The 17,112-nt window shown below is 53.6% G+C and carries 16 protein-coding genes and 1 pseudogene; 12 read left to right on the forward strand and 5 right to left on the reverse strand.

Annotated elements, in window-relative coordinates:
* Positions 1-10 precede the first annotated feature (10 nt).
* The 3 genes from ACJ9N4_RS14425 to rluF are packed head-to-tail and all read left to right on the forward strand — an operon-like array spanning position 11 to position 1,547.
* A complete protein-coding gene (locus ACJ9N4_RS14425) occupies positions 11-304 on the forward strand; it encodes a type II toxin-antitoxin system CcdA family antitoxin (protein ID WP_182273364.1) in 294 nt (97 codons plus the stop codon).
* Positions 304-621, forward strand: a complete 318-nt coding sequence (locus ACJ9N4_RS14430) for a CcdB family protein (RefSeq protein ID WP_182919242.1) — start codon at positions 304-306, stop codon at positions 619-621. The genes ACJ9N4_RS14425 and ACJ9N4_RS14430 overlap by 1 nt, the downstream gene beginning before the upstream one ends.
* 53 nt (positions 622-674) lie before the next feature.
* The gene (gene rluF / locus ACJ9N4_RS14435; protein ID WP_182273366.1) at positions 675-1,547 is read left to right on the forward strand and encodes a 23S rRNA pseudouridine(2604) synthase RluF; all 873 of its coding nucleotides are present in this window, start codon (positions 675-677) and stop codon (positions 1,545-1,547) included.
* On the opposite strand, the gene ACJ9N4_RS14440 is transcribed toward rluF, so the two are convergent.
* Both ACJ9N4_RS14440 and rtcR read right to left on the reverse strand, forming a co-directional pair.
* On the reverse strand, positions 1,548-1,820 hold the full coding sequence (locus ACJ9N4_RS14440; protein ID WP_014830263.1) for a DUF3811 domain-containing protein: 273 nt from the start codon (positions 1,818-1,820) through the stop codon (positions 1,548-1,550).
* A gap of 273 nt (positions 1,821-2,093) precedes the next feature.
* Positions 2,094-3,668 carry an RNA repair transcriptional activator RtcR gene (gene rtcR, locus ACJ9N4_RS14445; protein WP_182273367.1) on the reverse strand — a complete coding sequence of 525 codons (1,575 nt, stop codon included), beginning with the start codon at positions 3,666-3,668 and terminating at the stop codon, positions 2,094-2,096.
* Positions 3,669-4,112: 444 nt separating this feature from the next.
* On the opposite strand from rtcR, the gene ACJ9N4_RS14450 reads away from it, so the two are divergent.
* From ACJ9N4_RS14450 to ACJ9N4_RS14460, 3 genes and pseudogenes are all read left to right on the forward strand, one after another.
* Positions 4,113-5,240, forward strand: a complete 1,128-nt coding sequence (locus tag ACJ9N4_RS14450) for a slipin family protein (protein ID WP_182919243.1) — start codon at positions 4,113-4,115, stop codon at positions 5,238-5,240.
* A gap of 4 nt (positions 5,241-5,244) precedes the next feature.
* Positions 5,245-5,457 (forward strand): annotated as a pseudogene (locus tag ACJ9N4_RS14455) (RtcB family protein); the annotation flags it as partial.
* 48 nt (positions 5,458-5,505) lie between these two features.
* Complete coding sequence (locus tag ACJ9N4_RS14460) at positions 5,506-6,294, forward strand: DNA polymerase beta superfamily protein (RefSeq protein ID WP_182919245.1); 789 nt, start codon at positions 5,506-5,508, stop codon at positions 6,292-6,294.
* Positions 6,295-6,335: 41 nt separating this feature from the next.
* Here the strand turns inward: ACJ9N4_RS14460 and lysC are convergent, their stop codons facing one another.
* Positions 6,336-7,685 carry a lysine-sensitive aspartokinase 3 gene (gene lysC, locus ACJ9N4_RS14465; RefSeq protein WP_411500581.1) on the reverse strand — a complete coding sequence of 450 codons (1,350 nt, stop codon included), beginning with the start codon at positions 7,683-7,685 and terminating at the stop codon, positions 6,336-6,338.
* 375 nt (positions 7,686-8,060) lie between these two features.
* Between lysC and pgi the strand changes: the two genes are divergently transcribed.
* The 6 genes from pgi to psiE all read left to right on the forward strand — a co-directional run bounded on the left by pgi (position 8,061) and on the right by psiE (position 14,431).
* Positions 8,061-9,710 (forward strand): glucose-6-phosphate isomerase, encoded by a 1,650-nt coding sequence (pgi, locus tag ACJ9N4_RS14470; protein ID WP_182273372.1) that lies wholly within the window; start codon positions 8,061-8,063, stop codon positions 9,708-9,710.
* Positions 9,711-10,076: 366 nt separating this feature from the next.
* The gene (gene yjbE / locus ACJ9N4_RS14475) at positions 10,077-10,319 is read left to right on the forward strand and encodes an exopolysaccharide production protein YjbE (protein ID WP_182919247.1); all 243 of its coding nucleotides are present in this window, start codon (positions 10,077-10,079) and stop codon (positions 10,317-10,319) included.
* Between the two features lie 93 nt (positions 10,320-10,412).
* On the forward strand, positions 10,413-11,051 hold the full coding sequence (locus ACJ9N4_RS14480) for a YjbF family lipoprotein (RefSeq protein ID WP_182273374.1): 639 nt from the start codon (positions 10,413-10,415) through the stop codon (positions 11,049-11,051).
* Positions 11,048-11,785, forward strand: coding sequence for a capsule biosynthesis GfcC D2 domain-containing protein (locus tag ACJ9N4_RS14485; protein ID WP_182273375.1), 738 nt, complete (start codon positions 11,048-11,050; stop codon positions 11,783-11,785). Before ACJ9N4_RS14480 ends, ACJ9N4_RS14485 begins: the two co-directional genes overlap by 4 nt.
* Complete coding sequence (locus ACJ9N4_RS14490; protein WP_182273376.1) at positions 11,785-13,881, forward strand: YjbH domain-containing protein; 2,097 nt, start codon at positions 11,785-11,787, stop codon at positions 13,879-13,881. Before ACJ9N4_RS14485 ends, ACJ9N4_RS14490 begins: the two co-directional genes overlap by 1 nt.
* A gap of 139 nt (positions 13,882-14,020) precedes the next feature.
* Positions 14,021-14,431, forward strand: a complete 411-nt coding sequence (psiE, locus tag ACJ9N4_RS14495) for a phosphate-starvation-inducible protein PsiE (RefSeq protein ID WP_182273377.1) — start codon at positions 14,021-14,023, stop codon at positions 14,429-14,431.
* Between the two features lie 221 nt (positions 14,432-14,652).
* On the opposite strand, the gene malG is transcribed toward psiE, so the two are convergent.
* Positions 14,653-15,543 (reverse strand): maltose ABC transporter permease MalG, encoded by an 891-nt coding sequence (gene malG, locus ACJ9N4_RS14500; protein WP_182273378.1) that lies wholly within the window; start codon positions 15,541-15,543, stop codon positions 14,653-14,655.
* Positions 15,544-15,557: 14 nt separating this feature from the next.
* Positions 15,558-17,102 (reverse strand): maltose ABC transporter permease MalF, encoded by a 1,545-nt coding sequence (gene malF / locus ACJ9N4_RS14505; RefSeq protein WP_411500582.1) that lies wholly within the window; start codon positions 17,100-17,102, stop codon positions 15,558-15,560.
* Positions 17,103-17,112: the final 10 nt, after the last annotated feature.

The following is a 17,112-nucleotide window of genomic DNA, read 5'->3' on the forward strand; positions in this document are numbered from 1 at the left end:
GGAATAGGAAATGCTCATATACTACGCTACACTTCGCCAATTCATGCGCACTCCAATGGGGGTTATCATGCGCACAGTCAAAGGAATTAAAAAATCGGTCAATGTCTCTTTAGCACCAGAAATACTGGAAGAGGCCCGAAAGCTTAAACTCAATCTTTCAGCTGTGCTAACAGAGGCATTGCAGGAGAAGTTTCGCGAAAATCAACGTACGGTTTGGCTTGAAGAGAATCAGGACGCTATCGATGCCGTTAACCGGTGGGTCGATGAAAACGGTTCTTTCAGCGATTTTCAGAGGTCGTTCTGATGGAGCAATATTTTGCTTATGAGAACACGGGTAACGGGAAGAAAGTCTATCCCTGGTTAATCAATATGCAGCACCCCGTTGCGAATGTGATGAAACATGTTTTGGTTGCCCCCGCGATCGAGCTGGACAACCTGGCTGGCAGCAATCTACCTGCGAAAGTTTGCCCTGTCGTTGAAATCGCGGGAAAATCCTGTGTCGTAATGATGCATATGATGTCTGGAATCCCAGCAAAAGAAATTGGTGAGAGCGTTGCAGATCTTACCGATAAAAGGGCTTCTCTACGGGATGCGCTCGATTTTCTTATCAATGGCTACTAAGGCATTTTGGTCAGCCGCAAGGTAAGGTATATTTCGCCTTTACAGGAGAAACTATGCTGCCAACTCAATCAACCCGATTAAACAAATACATTAGCGAGAGCGGGATCTGCTCACGTCGCGAGGCTGACCGTTACATTGAACAGGGTAACGTGTTCCTCAACGGCAAACGCGCCACTATTGGCGACCAGGTGGTGCCCGGTGATGTGGTCAAAGTGAATGGTCAGGTCATCGAACCGCGTGATGCAGAAGATCTGGTGTTTATCGCGTTGAACAAACCGGTTGGGGTTGTCAGTACCACGGAAGATGGCGAGCGGGACAACATCGTTGATTTCGTTAACCACAGCAGCCGTATTTTCCCGATTGGTCGTCTGGATAAAGACTCCCAGGGTCTTATTTTCCTGACTAACCACGGCGACCTGGTAAACAAAATTCTGCGCGCCGGTAACGACCACGAGAAAGAGTACATCGTTACGGTCAATAAGCCGGTCACGGATGAATTTATTCGCGGTATGGGCGCAGGCGTGCCAATCCTCGGAACCGTCACGAAAAAGTGCAAGGTGAAGAAGGAAGCGCCGTTCGCCTTCCGTATTACCCTGGTACAGGGCTTAAACCGTCAGATCCGCCGTATGTGCGAGCACTTTGGTTATGAAGTGACGAAGCTGGAACGTACGCGCATCATGAACGTCAGCCTGTCCGGTATCCCGCTGGGCGAGTGGCGCGATTTAACCGGTGACGAGCTGATTGAGCTGTTTAAGCTTATCGAAAACTCCTCGTCCGAGGCGAAGCCAAAAACCAAAGCGAAGCCAAAAACGCAGGCAATTAAGCGTCCTGTGGTAAAAGCGCCACAAGCGGAAGAAAAGGGGCGGGGCAAACCGGCTAACGGGAAGCGCTTCGCCCAGCCGGGCCGTAAAAAGAAAGGGCGCTGATTAGCGCCTTCCACGGGTTGAGGTATTGGCCGACCAGGAAAAGGTCGTCTCGGTATCCGGTTTATAAGCCTGCTGCTTTTTCAGTTTGCGGGCTTTCTTCGCCTCGGCATCGCGCTGAGCCATCAGTTTGTCGATGTACTCTTTTTTAACCTGATTGGTTTCGGCGTTCGTCAGCGTGCGGCCATGTGCGATGCGGGCGCGGTCGAGTAGCGTTTTAAGTTCGCGCTGCTCGGCTTCCGTCATGTCTTTCTGGGTCAGTCGTGGTGTAGCCATTGCTGAAGCCTCCTGATGGGAAGGTTTCAGTGTAAAGCAAACGCAGCAAATTAAACCTGTTTCACCACATCTTTTTTCGGTTGCTCATCAATGGGTTTGCCGGACCAGTAGCCACCCAGCAGACCAAGGGGGTTATGCAGCACTACCGCGACAATCACCACAAAGCCCACGGAGGCAATGTGCGATAATGTTGCAAGTGTTTGTTATAAAAAGCCGGGGTCGAGCCCGGCTATAGTTATTGTTTATCGCGTAAGGAAATAATATTCAAATGGATTATGTCCGGATGCTTTCCCAGCTCAGACTAAAGCGAGCCAGATATTTGCGCAGTCGGTCAGCGTCGTTAGGATTGGCTTTTTTGAGCCGTGAAACGGCAAACAGCTCTCGTCCGGCCTCAGACAACGATGCGCTGCGGCGACACACCTCTAGCACCGTTTCCAGTTGCCGCTGGTCAAAGAGGTCAATCTCCATGCAAGTTGCAGGCTGTGGCATGTCAGTTTGCCAGTCGGTCTGAAGCCGGGAAATCTCCTCCAGCACCAGATCCTGAGTAATACGCCCTCGTTCCGCCAGCGTCGCCATGCGTGCGACGCTTGCGCTCAGCTCGCGAAAGTTGCCGCGCCACAGTGCCCTGCTGGAACAGGCAAAGGTCAGATAGCCTTCGCGCGCTTCTTTATCGAAGCGGATTTGCGTCTGGCTTTCGCGAGAGAAACGTTGAAGTTCGTAGTCGACATTCGGCGTGATGTCCTCTTTCCGTTGGGCAAGGCCGGGCAAGGCAAAGCTCCACATATTAATACGGGCATAGAGATCTTCACGAAAACGTCCCTCTGCCACCCACTGGCGCATATCACGGTGGGTTCCGGCGATAAGCTGAAAATCGCTGTGAACTTCTTTGTCGGAGCCAAACGGGAAAAAGGTTTTCTCTTCAATGGCTTTGAGCAGCATCGCCTGTTCATCCAGGCCTAGTTCGGCAATCTCGTCGAGGAAAAGGACGCCGCCATCGGCTTCACGCAGCAGGCCGCTGCGTGCCGACAGTGCGCCGGTAAAGGCCCCTTTCACGTGGCCGAACAGCGTGGACATGGCGTTATCACCGCGCAGGGTCGCGCAGTTGACGGAAACCAGCTTGCCGGAAACCTGATGGCGTGACTGCTTAAGCTGATAAATGCGGTTCGCGAGGAACGACTTACCCGCGCCGGTGGGGCCGGTCAGCAGGATAGGTGCTGTGGAACGGAGCGCCACGCGTTCAATCTTGTCGATAAGACTGTTAAAGGTGGCGTTTCGCGTATCAATGCCCGCTTTCAGAAATGATATTGACTGCTGCTGCTCGCGCTGAAAGCGGTTGGTGAGGGTCGTGTAGCGACTTAAATCCAGGTCGATAATTGAGTAAGTTCCGGCTGCGATCTCCTCAGGAGAGGCTTCTTTTCTGGCAGGTCCAGTCTGTAAAAGGCTGGCGGGAAGATAGCGGGCTTCTGTCAGCAGGAACCAGCAGATCTGCGCCACATGCGTGCCGGTGGTGATGTGGACGAAATACTCTTCGTGCTCGGTATCAAAAGTGTACTGGGTGGCAAAATCGAGAAATGCGGCATAAACATCTTCGAAATCCCACGGATCTTCAATGATTACCGTGCTGGGACGTACCTCGGTATGGGGGGAAACCAGCACAATATCTTGCGCCAGTTGCTGGGCCATGCCGAGATCTCGCGGTTGATGAAGCAACTCCAGCCTGTCGACCGGGAAATCCGGCTGTTGGCACAGCCCAACGGTCGGTCGCCATTTGCGAAAGCGATTAGCCCGTTTTCCCCGTTTATCCATCACGGTGCCAAGCACCCCGATTACCACCCGTCGCTTCTTCATATTTATCCAGAAAGATAATTATTGATAGTAAAGGATAAAAAATATTGAGCCGAACGGCAATGGATGAAAATAGTGGTCAATAAAAATCCATTAATAATTAATGAAATAAAAAAATAAAACGATGATTTTTGTTTTTTGGCACGATTCTGGCAATACAGATAACGTCACGACGTTGAGCACACAGGGGGTTAAGGCCCCGTCGGCGCATCAGGAACGGCAAGGCTGTTTTCCGGGGGCGTTCCGTCAACCAATGACACACAGAAGGGTTCGATTCCCGATTCATTCTCCCAATGAAAACTGGTCGTAAACATCAAAGTAAAAACGGGGTATTGCGCAGTCAGCAATCCCAATGAAGGCCGCCGGTAACGGTGCCGGATCGCAGGCGAAAAGGCATTCCCCTGTGATTTCGTGCCTGCACCCGCGCCTGACTTTAAGGAATATAAAATGGCTAAAAAAATCACGATAAAAAAAGGTCAGTTAGGACTGGTAGCAAAAGCTGGCGATTATTACCGGGTACTGGAGGCGGGCGAACACCGTCTGGGGTGGTTCAATACGGACGACGTGCTGGTGGTGAGCCAGGACGGCAGTGAGGTGCCGGATGCGCTGGCGGATTATCTGCGCCGCTTTCAGCCTGACTGGGTGGCACGTTACTGCCTGGCGGTTGATCTTACTGCGGATGAAATCGGGGTGTTATCGAACAACGGTGTATTGCAGGAGATTGTGCCGCCTTGTACACGTTGTCTGTACTGGCAGCAGGATGCTGCGTTGACCCTGAAAAGAATCGATACCCGCGACGTGCAGGTGCCGGTGGATGTGATGAATGCTGCTCTGCAACCGCGTCGTAATGGCGCGGTAAAGGGGCGCGACGCGATGCTGGTCGTACAGGTACCTGCCTGGCACGTTGGGGTGGTGAAAATCGACGGAGAAATTCAGGCACTGTTACCGCCGGGCCTGACGGCATACTGGAAAATTAACCATCTCGTAGAGGCAGAGGTAGTGGATACACGCCTTCAGGTGGTGGAAGTGAGTGGGCAGGAGATCCTGACGAAGGACAAAGTTAACCTGCGCCTGAATCTGGCGGCCAACTGGCGCTACGGCGACGTGCTGCAGGCGTGCGGACAGCTTACGAAACCGTTGGAACATTTGTACCGCGAACTCCAGTTCGCACTGCGTGAGGCGGTCGGCACCCGCACTCTCGATGAGTTACTGGAAGATAAGCAGATCATTGATGAGGTGGTCAGCAAACAGGTGCAAGGCCGCCTGTTACCCTTTGGAATGGAAATTGCGTCACTTGGGGTAAAAGACATTGTTTTACCTGGTGATATGAAAACGATTTTATCCCGTCTGGTAGAGGCTGAAAAATCGGCCCAGGCGAATGTTATTCGCCGACGCGAAGAAACGGCGGCGACACGATCGCTGTTAAACACCGCAAAGGTGATGGAGAACAACCCGGTGGCGCTGCGTTTAAAAGAGCTGGAAACCCTGGAAAGGGTCGCGGAACGTATCGACAAAATTTCGGTATTTGGTGGTCTGGACCAGGTATTACACGGCCTTGTTAATCTGAAAGGATAGCGCAATGCAACAGAGCGATCTTGAATTACTGACGGCGTCAAACGGCGCACCGATCAATATGTGGACTCACGGCGTTCCCGTGGAGCCAGAGGCGCAATTGCTGAGTACTGCAAAGATGCCGTTTATTTTCAAACACCTTGCGGTGATGCCCGACGTACATCTCGGTAAAGGCTCTAAAGACATCGAGGCAGTGATGGCAGCGCAATCGTCGCTGGTGGAGATCGTTCACACCCTGCGTCAGGTAGTATGTGTAAAAGGATGAAAAATGAGCAACAACGATGTTGATAGCGCGATGCGTGAACGCGTCTGCGGGCAACTTCACGATGTAGAGCAGCGCTATAACGTGCGCGTGCTCTACGCCTGTGAATCAGGCAGTAGGGGATGGGGGGTTGCCTCACCGGATAGCGATTATGATGTGAGGTTTTTGTATGTTCACCGCCCTGAATGGTATCTGCGCGTCGAGTCCCAGCGGGATGTGATCGAGCTGCCGATAGATGATGAACTGGACGTATGTGGCTGGGAATGGCGTAAGGCTCTGGGCCTGTTGAAGGGTGCAAATCCGACGCTAATAGAATGGCTGGATTCCCCTGTTGTCTATCAGGAAGATGAAACGGTGCTGGCCGAGCTGCGCGCGCTGATACCCGCGTGGTTCTCGCCATTGCGCGCCCGCTGGCATTACTTCTCAATGGCCCGGAAAAACTTCCGTGGATATTTACAGGGGGAAACGGTTCGGCTGAAAAAGTATTTTTATGTCCTGCGCCCTTTGCTGGCGGTGCGGTGGGTAGAAGCGGGGAAGGGCGTTCCACCTATGCGTTTTGCCGCACTGCTTGCCGGGAGTGAACTGTGTGCGCCGTTACGTGCGGAAATTGATGCATTGCTGGAAATAAAACAGCGCGCAGGTGAAGCGGAATATGGTCCTAAACGGCCATTAATCCACGCTTTTTTGCAAAGTGAGCTGGTGAGAGGAGAATTACCGCCGGTACTACCCGACAGCAGTGAAGGAGATTTAAAAGATCTGGATTCGCTGCTGATGAGAACAGTAATGAAAAGCTAAAGAATGGCCCGGTGGTGAAAACACCCGGGCCATTCTTGCGCTTATTCAAACAAATTCTGATGAAGTTTCTGCACAACCTGCTCCGCCTGATCGGCAGGGACCAGGAAGCAGAGGTTGTAGCTGGACGCGCCATAGCAAATCATGCGGATGTTGAACGGATCGAGTACGCCGAAGACCTCTTTGCCTACGCCGCAGGCGCGGGACAGCTTATTACCGATGATGGCAACCAGCGCCAGGTTCTCTTCCACTTCAACGCGGCACAGCTCAGACAGCTCAATCAGCAGTGACTGCGTCAGCAGGGTGTCGCCAGTAGAAGTAGAGCCGGTCGTATCCAGCGTCAGCGCGATGCTGACTTCAGAGGTGGTGATCAGATCCACGGAGATATTGTGGCGCGCCAGAATACCAAATACTTCAGCCAGGAAGCCGCGGGAGTGCAGCATATTCAGGCTGTGCAGCGTCACCAGCGTCTGACGGCGACGCAGGGCGATCGCGCGGAACAGCGGTGGGCTTTCGGTTTTCTTACACACCAGCGTACCGCCTGCCTTCGGGTCTTTACTGGAACCGACGAAGACCGGGATATCGCTGCGTACGGCAGGCAGCAACGTCGCCGGGTGCAGCACTTTCGCACCGAAGGTGGCCATTTCCGCAGCTTCTTCAAATGCGATCACATCAATACGTTTTGCCGCAGAAACCACGCGCGGGTCGGTGGTGTAAATGCCCGGAACGTCAGTCCAGATATCCACACGGGTGGCATGCAGAGCTTCACCCAGCAGAGCCGCGGTGTAGTCACTGCCACCACGGCCAAGCGTGGTGGTACGGCCTTTGGCTTCGCTGCCAATAAAGCCCTGAGTGATCACCATGCCTTCTGCCAGGCGCGGAACCAGTTGCTGATGGGTCAGTTCGGCCAGAACCTCAACGTCCGGCTCGGCGCGGCCAAAGCGATCGCTGGTGCGCATAATTTTACGCACGTCAAACCACTGCGCCTGAACGTTACGTGCGCGCAGGATCTCAACGAACAGCAGGGTAGACATCAGTTCACCGTGGCTGACCAGCTCGTCAGTCAGGGCAGTGGACGTTGCCAGGGAAGCCGCTTCTGCCAGAGTGGTGATATTTTCCAGCAGGCGTTCCACTTCCTCGCGGATCACGTTCGGGTTTTGCAAACGTTCAAGGATGTTGAACTGAATTTTGCGCAGTGCATCCAGCTTCACGAAACGTTCGGTCGCTTCCAGTCCTTCAGACAGAGAAACCAACAGGTTCGTCACGCCAGCGGAGGCAGAAAGCACCACCAGGCGGGTATTCGGATCGGCCAGCACCACATCGGCGCTGCGGTTCATGGCATCGTAATCAGCCACACTGGTGCCGCCAAACTTGGCGACCACAAAACTCGTCATAACAACCTCGTGTCAGGGAATGAATAAAGCGACCTTGGCACAAGAATGATACGAAAACAGGTGCAGGCGCGAAATACGGCCCTATAAATAAAATGTGGGGGAGGTCCTGTCAATGCTGGGATTATGCGGATTTTTTATGGGGGGGTACCCCTCAGTAACAGGACTTATAACAGAGCCATATTTTATGCTCCATTTTAGCCCATTTTGGGCGACATTTCGCCGCTCCTGGAGGCCATTCCAGCAGCTATACTTTTTGGGTCTTTTCACCTGTGTTTGATGCAGGCCAGGGCAATGGCATAAAAACCATCACAATTTTTATTTGCAGGCGCTACAATCGACCGCAGTCACAATTCTCAAATCAGAAGAGTATTGCTAATGAAAAACATCAACCCAACGCAGACCGCTGCCTGGCAGGCACTACAGAAACATTTTGATGAAATGAAAGACGTCACCATCGCGGATTTGTTCGCGAAAGATGCCGATCGTTTCAATAAGTTCTCCGCGACCTTCGACGACCTGATGCTGGTGGATTTCTCCAAAAACCGCATTACCGAAGAAACGCTGGCGAAACTGCAGGATCTGGCGAAAGAGACAGAGCTGGCAGATGCCATCAAATCCATGTTCTCCGGTAAGAAGATCAACCGCACTGAAGACCGTGCTGTGCTGCACGTGGCGCTGCGTAACCGTAGCAATACTCCAATCATCGTTGACGGCAAAGATGTGATGCCGGAAGTGAACGCGGTGCTGGAAAAGATGAAAGCGTTCTCTGAAGCGATCATCTCCGGAAGCTGGAAAGGCTACACTGGCAAAGCGATCACTGACGTGGTGAACATTGGTATCGGCGGTTCTGACCTCGGCCCATTCATGGTGACCGAAGCGCTGCGCCCATACAAAAACCACCTCAACATGCACTTTGTCTCTAACGTCGATGGTACCCACATCGCTGAAGTGCTGAAGAACGTGAACCCGGAAACCACCCTGTTCCTGGTCGCGTCTAAAACCTTCACCACTCAGGAAACCATGACCAACGCCCACAGCGCACGCGACTGGTTCCTGAAAACTGCGGGCGACAACAAGCACGTCGCAAAACACTTCGCGGCGCTGTCTACCAACGGTAAAGCGGTGGGTGAGTTCGGTATCGACACGGCGAACATGTTCGAGTTCTGGGACTGGGTTGGTGGCCGCTACTCTCTGTGGTCGGCAATCGGTCTGTCCATCATCCTGTCCGTTGGCTTCGACAACTTCGTTGAGCTGCTCTCCGGCGCGCACGCGATGGATAAACACTTCTCCACCACGGCACCTGAGAAAAACCTGCCAGTGCTGCTGGCGCTGATCGGTATCTGGTACAACAACTTCTTCGGTGCTGAAACTGAAGCTATCCTGCCGTACGACCAGTACATGCACCGCTTTGCCGCTTACTTCCAGCAGGGCAACATGGAATCCAACGGTAAATACGTTGACCGTAACGGCAACGCGGTGGATTACCAGACTGGCCCAATCATCTGGGGTGAGCCAGGCACCAACGGCCAGCATGCGTTCTACCAGCTGATTCACCAGGGCACCAAAATGGTACCGTGCGATTTCATCGCCCCGGCTATCACCCATAACCCGCTGTCCGACCACCATCCGAAGCTGCTGTCTAACTTCTTCGCCCAGACCGAAGCGCTGGCGTTCGGTAAGTCTCGCGAGGTGGTGGAGCAGGAATACCGTGACCAGGGCAAAGATCCGGCTACCCTGGATCACGTTGTGCCGTTCAAAGTGTTCGAAGGTAACCGTCCAACCAACTCCATCCTGCTGCGCGAAATGACCCCGTTCAGCCTGGGGGCGCTGATTGCCCTGTACGAGCACAAGATCTTCACTCAGGGTGCTATCCTGAACATCTTCACCTTTGACCAGTGGGGCGTTGAGCTGGGTAAACAGCTGGCAAACCGCATTCTGCCAGAGCTGGGTGACGATAAAGCAATTAACAGCCACGACAGCTCGACAAATGGTTTGATTAATCGTTATAAAGCATGGCGTGCGTAATTAATATGTCATGAAAAATGCCGGCGGAATGCCGGCATTTTTTTATCGGATAATTCCTGATGTCTGTTATTTACCTCAAAAACTTGCTCTGAGTTTTATCCGAAAAACACCATTACTCCATTAATCATCGCAGTTTATTTTAGGAATATACGGAGAATACATTTATCAGGATTTAATTCTATCTTGTTGATTTTTAATCATTTAATATTTAATTAAATATTCTTCTATTTCAATTTTATCCAATAATCCGAAAACTCCACCCCTATTTATTCGCACGGTAATCCACCCGCATTAGTTGTGTATACTCGAATCCGCCTGAAATTCTTTTTGGGCAAACCTCCATTCATTCAATGAAGGGAAATTGTTATGAAGAAAGTACTGTATGGCATTTTTGCCATATCTGCGCTTGCGGTGACATCTGTTTATGCTGCTCCGGTTCAGGTTGGGGAAGCGGCAGGTTCGGCTGCGACGTCTGCGTCTGCGGGAAGTTCTACCGCAGCCAGCGCCAGCACCGTAAGTTCAGCCGTGGGTGTCGCGCTGGCGGCAACCGGTGGCGGTGATGGCTCCAATACCGGAACCACGACCACGACGACGACCAGCACCCGGTAATAGCGGGTGTTTTAATCATAACCACACTTCGGTGTGGTTATTCTGATTTTTCAGGGACCTGCGGGACCTGTAGGAACCATACGGAGAAGAGTCGTGAAGCGACCAGGGATCATCCTGATTTGCCTGCTCTTGCAGGCATGCTCAGCCACCACCAAAGGGCTGGGGAACTCGCTGTGGGACAGCATTTTCGGCACGCCTGGCGTGCATCTGACGGATGACGAGCTGCAGAACATGCCGTATGCCAGCCAGTACATGCAGTTAAACGATGGTCCTCAACTGTTTGTGGTGCTCGCTTTCGATGAAAACGGGCAGCAGAAATGGGTGACGCAGGATCAGGCCACCATCGTGACGCAGCATAGCCGTATTGTGAAAACGCTGCTCGGTGGCGACAACCTGCTTGAGGTGAACAACCTTGCCGCCGACCCCCTCATCAAACCGCATCAAATCACCGACGGTGCAAGCTGGACGCGCACGATGGGCTGGACAGAACACAAGCAGGTACGCTACGCCACTGCCCGCTCAACCTTCCGCTGGGACGGTACAGACAGCATCAACGTGGGCAGCGACGAAACGCAGGTTCGCGTGCTGGATGAAGAGGTGACCACTGACCAGGCCACCTGGCATAACCGCTTCTGGGTGGATGACGAAGGGCAGATCCGCCAGTCATTGCAGTATCTCGGGGCCGGTTTCTTCCCGGTCAAAACGACCCTGATCAAGGCTGCGAAATCATGAAAATACTCATCCGCGCTGTGCTGATCGCAAGCTTTGCCACGCCGCTCGCCTGGTCTGCCGGGACGGTGAAGGTCTACATGCCGGACAGCGCACAACCCAAAACCCTGACCAACGCCGGGCATTTGCTCGATCTCGTCGGCCAGCCAAAACTGGCGAACAGCTGGTGGCCGGGAGCCGTTATCAGCGAGCGACAGGCGACGGTGGCGGCGGAACAAAAGCACAGCGCGCTGCTCGCCAGATTAACGGGGCTGGCAGAGCAGGAAGGGGGCGACGATGCGGCAGCCATTAACAGCATGCGCCAGCAGCTTCAGGCGCTGAAGGTTACCGGGCGTCTGAAAATCAATCTTGATCCGGATGAAGTCCGCGTGGTGGAAAACGGCAACCCAACGCTGGAAGGGGACTATGCGCTCTGGCTTCCGGTGGAGCCTTCCACCGTCACCGTGATGGGGCTTATTAGCCGTCCGGGAAAACTGTCCTTTACGCCGGGACGCGATGTCGCGAGCTATCTCGATGAGCAGAGCTTGCTGAGCGGGGCAGATAACAGCTACGCATGGGTGATTTACCCCGACGGGCGCACGCAAAAAGCCCCGGTGGCCTACTGGAATAAACGCCATATCGAACCCATGCCCGGCAGCGTGATTTTCGTCGGTTTTGCCGACCACTCCTGGACGAAGGCGTATGACGGGATTAACGCCGATATCCTTCGCTCCCTGATACAGCGGATACCGGATTAATGAAAAAAACATATCTCTACAGCATGCTGGCACTGTGCGTCAGTGCCGCCTGCCATGCAGAAACGTATCCGGCACCCATTGGCCCGTCTCAGTCAGACTTCGGCGGCGTCGGTTTACTGCAAACGCCCACCGCGCGCATGGCGCGTGACGGGGAGTTGAGTCTCAACTATCGTGATAACGATCAGTACCGCTACTACTCTGCGTCGGTGCAGCTATTCCCGTGGCTTGAAACCACGCTGCGCTATACCGATGTGCGCACCAAAAAGTACAGTAGCGTCGAGGCTTTCTCCGGCGATCAAACCTACAAAGATAAAGCTTTCGACGTAAAACTGCGCCTGTGGGAAGAGAGCTACTGGATGCCGCAGGTTTCCGTTGGCGCACGCGATATCGGCGGTACGGGTCTGTTTGATGCGGAATATGTTGTGGCCAGTAAAGCCTGGGGGCCGTTTGATTTCTCACTTGGTCTCGGCTGGGGCTATCTGGGAACCAGCGGTAACGTGAAAAACCCGTTCTGCTCCTATAGCGAAAAGTACTGCTATCGGGATAACAGCTACCAGAAAGCGGGTTCCATCAACGGCGACCAGATGTTCCACGGCCCGGCCTCACTGTTTGGCGGTGTCGAATACCAGACACCCTGGCAGCCACTACGCCTGAAGCTTGAGTATGAAGGCAATAACTACAGCGAAGATTTCGCCGGGAAGATTGAGCAGAAGAGCAAGTTTAACGTCGGGGCCATTTACCGCGTCACTGACTGGGCCGACGTTAACCTCAGCTACGAGCGCGGCAACACCGTGATGTTTGGTGTGACGTTACGTACCAACTTTAACGATATGCGGCCGCACTATAACGACAACGCGCGGCCTGCTTATCAGCCGGAACCGCAGGATGCCATCATTCAGCACTCCGTGGTGGCGAACCAGCTGACGTTACTGAAATACAATGCCGGTCTGGCCGATCCGAAAATTCAGGTGAAAGGCGATACGCTGTACGTCACCGGCGAGCAGGTGAAATACCGCGACTCGCGGGAAGGGATCGAACGCGCCAACCGGATAATCATGAACGATCTGCCCGACGGGATCCGCACGATCCGCGTGACGGAAAACCGTCTCAACCTGCCGCAAGTCACAACAGAAACGGATGTCGCCAGCCTTAAGCGCCATCTGGAAGGTGAACCGCTTGGGCATGAAACCGGGCTGGTACAAAAACGCGTTGAGCCTGTCGTACCAGATACCACCGAACAGGGCTGGTATATCGATAAATCGCGCTTTGATTTCCATATCGATCCGGTGCTGAGCCAGTCCGTTGGCGGGCCAGAAAACTTCTACATGTATCAGCTGGGCGTAATGGCGACGGCGGATCTGTGGGTCACCGACCACCTGCTGACCACCGGCAGCCTGTTTGGAAACATTGCCAACAACTACGATAAATTTAACTACACCAACCCGCCGAATGACTCGGCGCTACCGCGTGTTCGTACCCACGTGCGTGAATATGTGCAGAACGATGTCTACGTGAACAACCTGCAGGCCAACTACTTCCAGTATTTTGGTAACGGTTTCTACGGCCAGGTGTACGGCGGTTATCTGGAAACCATGTACGGTGGCGCGGGAGCTGAGGTACTTTACCGTCCTGTCGACAGTAACTGGGCGTTCGGTATTGATGCTAACTACGTGAAACAGCGTGACTGGCATAGCGCGCAGGACATGATGAAGTTCACCGACTACAGCGTTAAAACTGGCCACCTGACGGCCTACTGGACGCCGTCGTTTGCCCCGGACGTGCTGGTAAAAGCCAGCGTCGGCCAGTATCTGGCAGGCGACAAGGGCGGCACGCTGGATATCTCTAAACACTTCGACAGCGGTGTGGTCGTTGGCGGTTACGCCACGATCACCAACGTCTCACCGGACGAGTATGGGGAAGGGGACTTCACCAAAGGGGTTTACGTGTCGATTCCGCTGGATCTGTTCTCATCGAGCCCAACCCGCAGCCGCGCGGCGGTTGGCTGGGTGCCATTAACACGTGACGGGGGCCAGCAGCTTGGGCGTAAGTTCCAGCTGTATGATATGACCAGCGATAAGAACATCAACTTCCGCTGATGCCCCTCACTCTGACCCCTCTCTCCAAAGGAGAGAGGGGATCAATCCTTTGCATTGCATCAAACATAAACAAAAAATATAGATCCGCGTCACATTTTTGCGTTATACAGGACTCTCGCCCTGGAGAATGAGGTGCTGTATGACATCCCTGACTCGCCCGCGTGTTGAGTTTATCTCAACAATCCTCCAGACCGTGCTGAACCTCGGTCTGCTGAGCCTTGGCCTGATACTGGTTGTTTTTCTCGGTAAAGAGACGGTGCATCTGGCGGATGTGCTGTTCGCCCCCGAGCAAACCAGCAAATATGAGCTGGTGGAAGGACTGGTGGTCTACTTTCTCTACTTCGAATTTATCGCCCTGATTGTGAAGTACTTTCAGTCCGGCTTTCATTTCCCACTACGCTATTTCGTCTACATTGGGATCACCGCCATTGTGCGGCTGATCATCGTCGATCATAAATCACCGCTCGACGTGTTGATCTACTCAGCCGCGATCCTGCTCCTCGTGGTGACTCTGTGGTTGTGCAACTCTAAGCGACTGAAGCGCGAATAAAAAAATGGCGGCCCGGAGGCCGCCTAACAACAGTCACAAGTTTACTCTTCATATTTTACGCTGCTGATGCGTTGGCTACGCTCGCTCACCCCAGTCACTTACTTTAGTAAGCTCCTGGGGATTCACTCACTTGCCGCCTTCCAGCACCGCAAAATATTTTGAGTATTGGGTCAATACAATACGTCTAAAGTTGAGGGTTGCAGTGGCATAACAGATGAAACTTAACCTTTCACACCGCCCGCCGTCAGGCCGTTGACCAGCCAGCGCTGAGCCAGCAAGAACACCACGGTAATCGGGATGGCGGAGAGCACAGCCGCTGCGGCAAAGTCACCCCACAGGTAGTTTTGTGGGTTGAGGTATTGCTGCATACCAACGGCCAGCGTGTAGCTGTTCACATCACGCAGTAACAGAGATGCGACCGGTACTTCGGTGATGGCGGCGATAAACGACAGAATAAACACCACCGCCAGGATAGGCACCGACAGCGGCAGCAGAACCAGGCGGAACGCCTGCCACGGGGTTGCGCCATCCAGCGCCGCCGCTTCTTCCAGCGAGCCATCGATGGTTTCGAAATACCCTTTGATGGTCCACACATGCAGTGCAATACCGCCAAGATAGGCGAAGATCACGCCACCGTGAGTGTTCAGGCCGATAAACGGTATGTACTGGCCCAGACGGTCAAACAAGGCATACAACGCCACCAGGGACAGCACTGCCGGGAACATCTGGAAAATCAGCATCCCTTTCAGCAGCGTCGCTTTACCCGGGAAGCGCATACGGGCGAAGGCGTAAGCACAGGTGGTGGAGAGCGTTACGATACCTATCGCGGTGATCCCGGCGATTTTCACCGAGTTCCACAGCCATAACAGCACCGGGAACGGGGGGGGAGTCACGCGACCATCGGCGTGCTCTACGCTGAAGCCCAGCGCGAGCTTCCAGTGCTCCCAGGAGATCTCGTCCGGGATCAAGCTCCCGGTGGCGAAGTTACCTGAGCGCAGGGAGATGGCGATAACCATCAGCAGCGGGAACATAATCGCCGCAATAAAAATCAGCAGGCCTAAGTGCGTCGCGAGGAGGCGCAGTTTCTGAGATTTAGGTTGAACCATAGACATATTCAGTGCCCTCCTTAGTCGAATTTCATGCGTGTTGCTTTCAGGTTCACAATCGCCAGTGCGCCTACCAGCAGGAAGATCAGCGTGGCAATCGCTGCCGCCAGACCGAAGTCCTGACCGCCACCGCCTTCAAAGGCGATACGGTAGGTGTAACTCACAAGCAGGTCGGTATAGCCTGCCGGCGTGGTGGTACCCAGACGGTCAGGGCCACCGTTGGTCAACAGCTGAATCAGCACGAAGTTGTTAAAGTTAAAGGCAAAGCTCGCAATCATCAGTGGCGTCAGCGGCTTAATGAGCAGCGGCAGCGTTATCTTAAAGAAGTTCTGGAACGGGCCTGCACCGTCCATTGCCGAGGCTTCATACAGGTCGTCCGGAATCGCTTTCAGCAGACCCATGCACAGGATCATCATGTACGGATAACCCAGCCAGGTGTTCACGATGATAATCATCGAACGGGCAGTGGTTGGGTCGCTGAACCAGGCCGGTTTGATACCAAACAGTGCGCTCAGCATCATGTTGATTTCACCGAAACTCTGGTTAAACAGCCCTTTGAAAATCAGAATCGAGATAAATGACGGTACGGCATACGGCAGAATCAGCAGCACGCGGTAAATCGCTTTGCCTTTAAGGGACTCCCACTGTACGAGACACGCCAGTACCATGCCCACGGCGACGGTCAGGAGAACGGTCAGTACGGAGAAGACTACCGTCCAGATAAAGATAGCGAAGAACGGTTTCTGGATGCCTTCGTCGGTAAAGACGCGGGCAAAGTTGTCCCAGCTGATGGTCACGGTATAGCCTGGACTGAGTTTGTCATCACCCCATTTGCCATCGGCAGTAATGGACTGATAGAAACCAATGTCGTTGTTCGGGCGGTACTTCACACCGCTCTGGTTGTTGGTCAGCGTACCGTTATCCGCCAGAGTGTAGAGCGGTTGTGTGCCGGAGAACTGGCGCAGCGAACTCATGGTCACTTTGCTTTCGTCTGGCAGTAGGGCGGTGATCTGAGTCAGCGCCTGACGGTTTTGGGTAATGATACGCAGGTTGGCACGTTCACCTTCTGGCAGGGCTGCCGCCTCTTTTAAGGCCAGCTTCTGCTCGCCGCCAAATTTGAACGTATCGGAAACATAGTTTTTGCCATTCTCTTCGTCAGTGAGCGCTAACTTCCACTCATTACCCGCAGGATACAGGCCGAAGTTGAAGGTCTTACCCGCCTGGTAAGAGCGGTCCAGAAGCACCTGTTGCGCGCGCTCCTGAGCAAGCTGGTTAGTGCTGCTGTAGTTGGTAAAGGCAATGGCGATGGTACAGATCAGTGGGAACAGGACAAACAGCCCCATCCCGGCCACGCCAGGGTAAACATAACGCCAGGCATAGGCTTTGCGATTGGCAAAAATATACAGGCCAGCGGAGCTTAAAATCAGCGTCACAATGGCGAACAAATACTCCCCTTGTACGTACATTAAAACAACAAGGTAACCCACCAGCAGACACAGCAAACCTATCGCCGACCACTTCAGCGCGTTGCTTTGCCACCAGTGTTTCTTTTTAATGACATCCATGAGGTTTTTC

The organism is Enterobacter sp. LM3, assembly GCF_046622475.1.
In the GTDB taxonomy this organism is placed as follows: Bacteria; Pseudomonadota; Gammaproteobacteria; order Enterobacterales; family Enterobacteriaceae; genus Enterobacter; species Enterobacter cloacae_P.

Coding starts and splice junctions, on each gene's coding strand:
- rtcR (WP_182273367.1), bottom strand. CDS start 3,668: ATGAAGAAGCGACGGGTGGTAATCGGGGTGCTTGGCACCGTGATGGAT.
- ACJ9N4_RS14450 (WP_182919243.1), top strand. CDS start 4,113: ATGGCTAAAAAAATCACGATAAAAAAAGGTCAGTTAGGACTGGTAGCA.
- pgi (WP_182273372.1), top strand. CDS start 8,061: ATGAAAAACATCAACCCAACGCAGACCGCTGCCTGGCAGGCACTACAG.
- ACJ9N4_RS14425 (WP_182273364.1), top strand. CDS start 11: ATGCTCATATACTACGCTACACTTCGCCAATTCATGCGCACTCCAATG.
- ACJ9N4_RS14460 (WP_182919245.1), top strand. CDS start 5,506: ATGAGCAACAACGATGTTGATAGCGCGATGCGTGAACGCGTCTGCGGG.
- malF (WP_411500582.1), bottom strand. CDS start 17,102: ATGGATGTCATTAAAAAGAAACACTGGTGGCAAAGCAACGCGCTGAAG.
- ACJ9N4_RS14440 (WP_014830263.1), bottom strand. CDS start 1,820: ATGGCTACACCACGACTGACCCAGAAAGACATGACGGAAGCCGAGCAG.
- yjbE (WP_182919247.1), top strand. CDS start 10,077: ATGAAGAAAGTACTGTATGGCATTTTTGCCATATCTGCGCTTGCGGTG.
- ACJ9N4_RS14430 (WP_182919242.1), top strand. CDS start 304: ATGGAGCAATATTTTGCTTATGAGAACACGGGTAACGGGAAGAAAGTC.
- lysC (WP_411500581.1), bottom strand. CDS start 7,685: ATGACGAGTTTTGTGGTCGCCAAGTTTGGCGGCACCAGTGTGGCTGAT.
- psiE (WP_182273377.1), top strand. CDS start 14,021: ATGACATCCCTGACTCGCCCGCGTGTTGAGTTTATCTCAACAATCCTC.
- rluF (WP_182273366.1), top strand. CDS start 675: ATGCTGCCAACTCAATCAACCCGATTAAACAAATACATTAGCGAGAGC.
- ACJ9N4_RS14490 (WP_182273376.1), top strand. CDS start 11,785: ATGAAAAAAACATATCTCTACAGCATGCTGGCACTGTGCGTCAGTGCC.
- ACJ9N4_RS14485 (WP_182273375.1), top strand. CDS start 11,048: ATGAAAATACTCATCCGCGCTGTGCTGATCGCAAGCTTTGCCACGCCG.
- malG (WP_182273378.1), bottom strand. CDS start 15,543: ATGTCTATGGTTCAACCTAAATCTCAGAAACTGCGCCTCCTCGCGACG.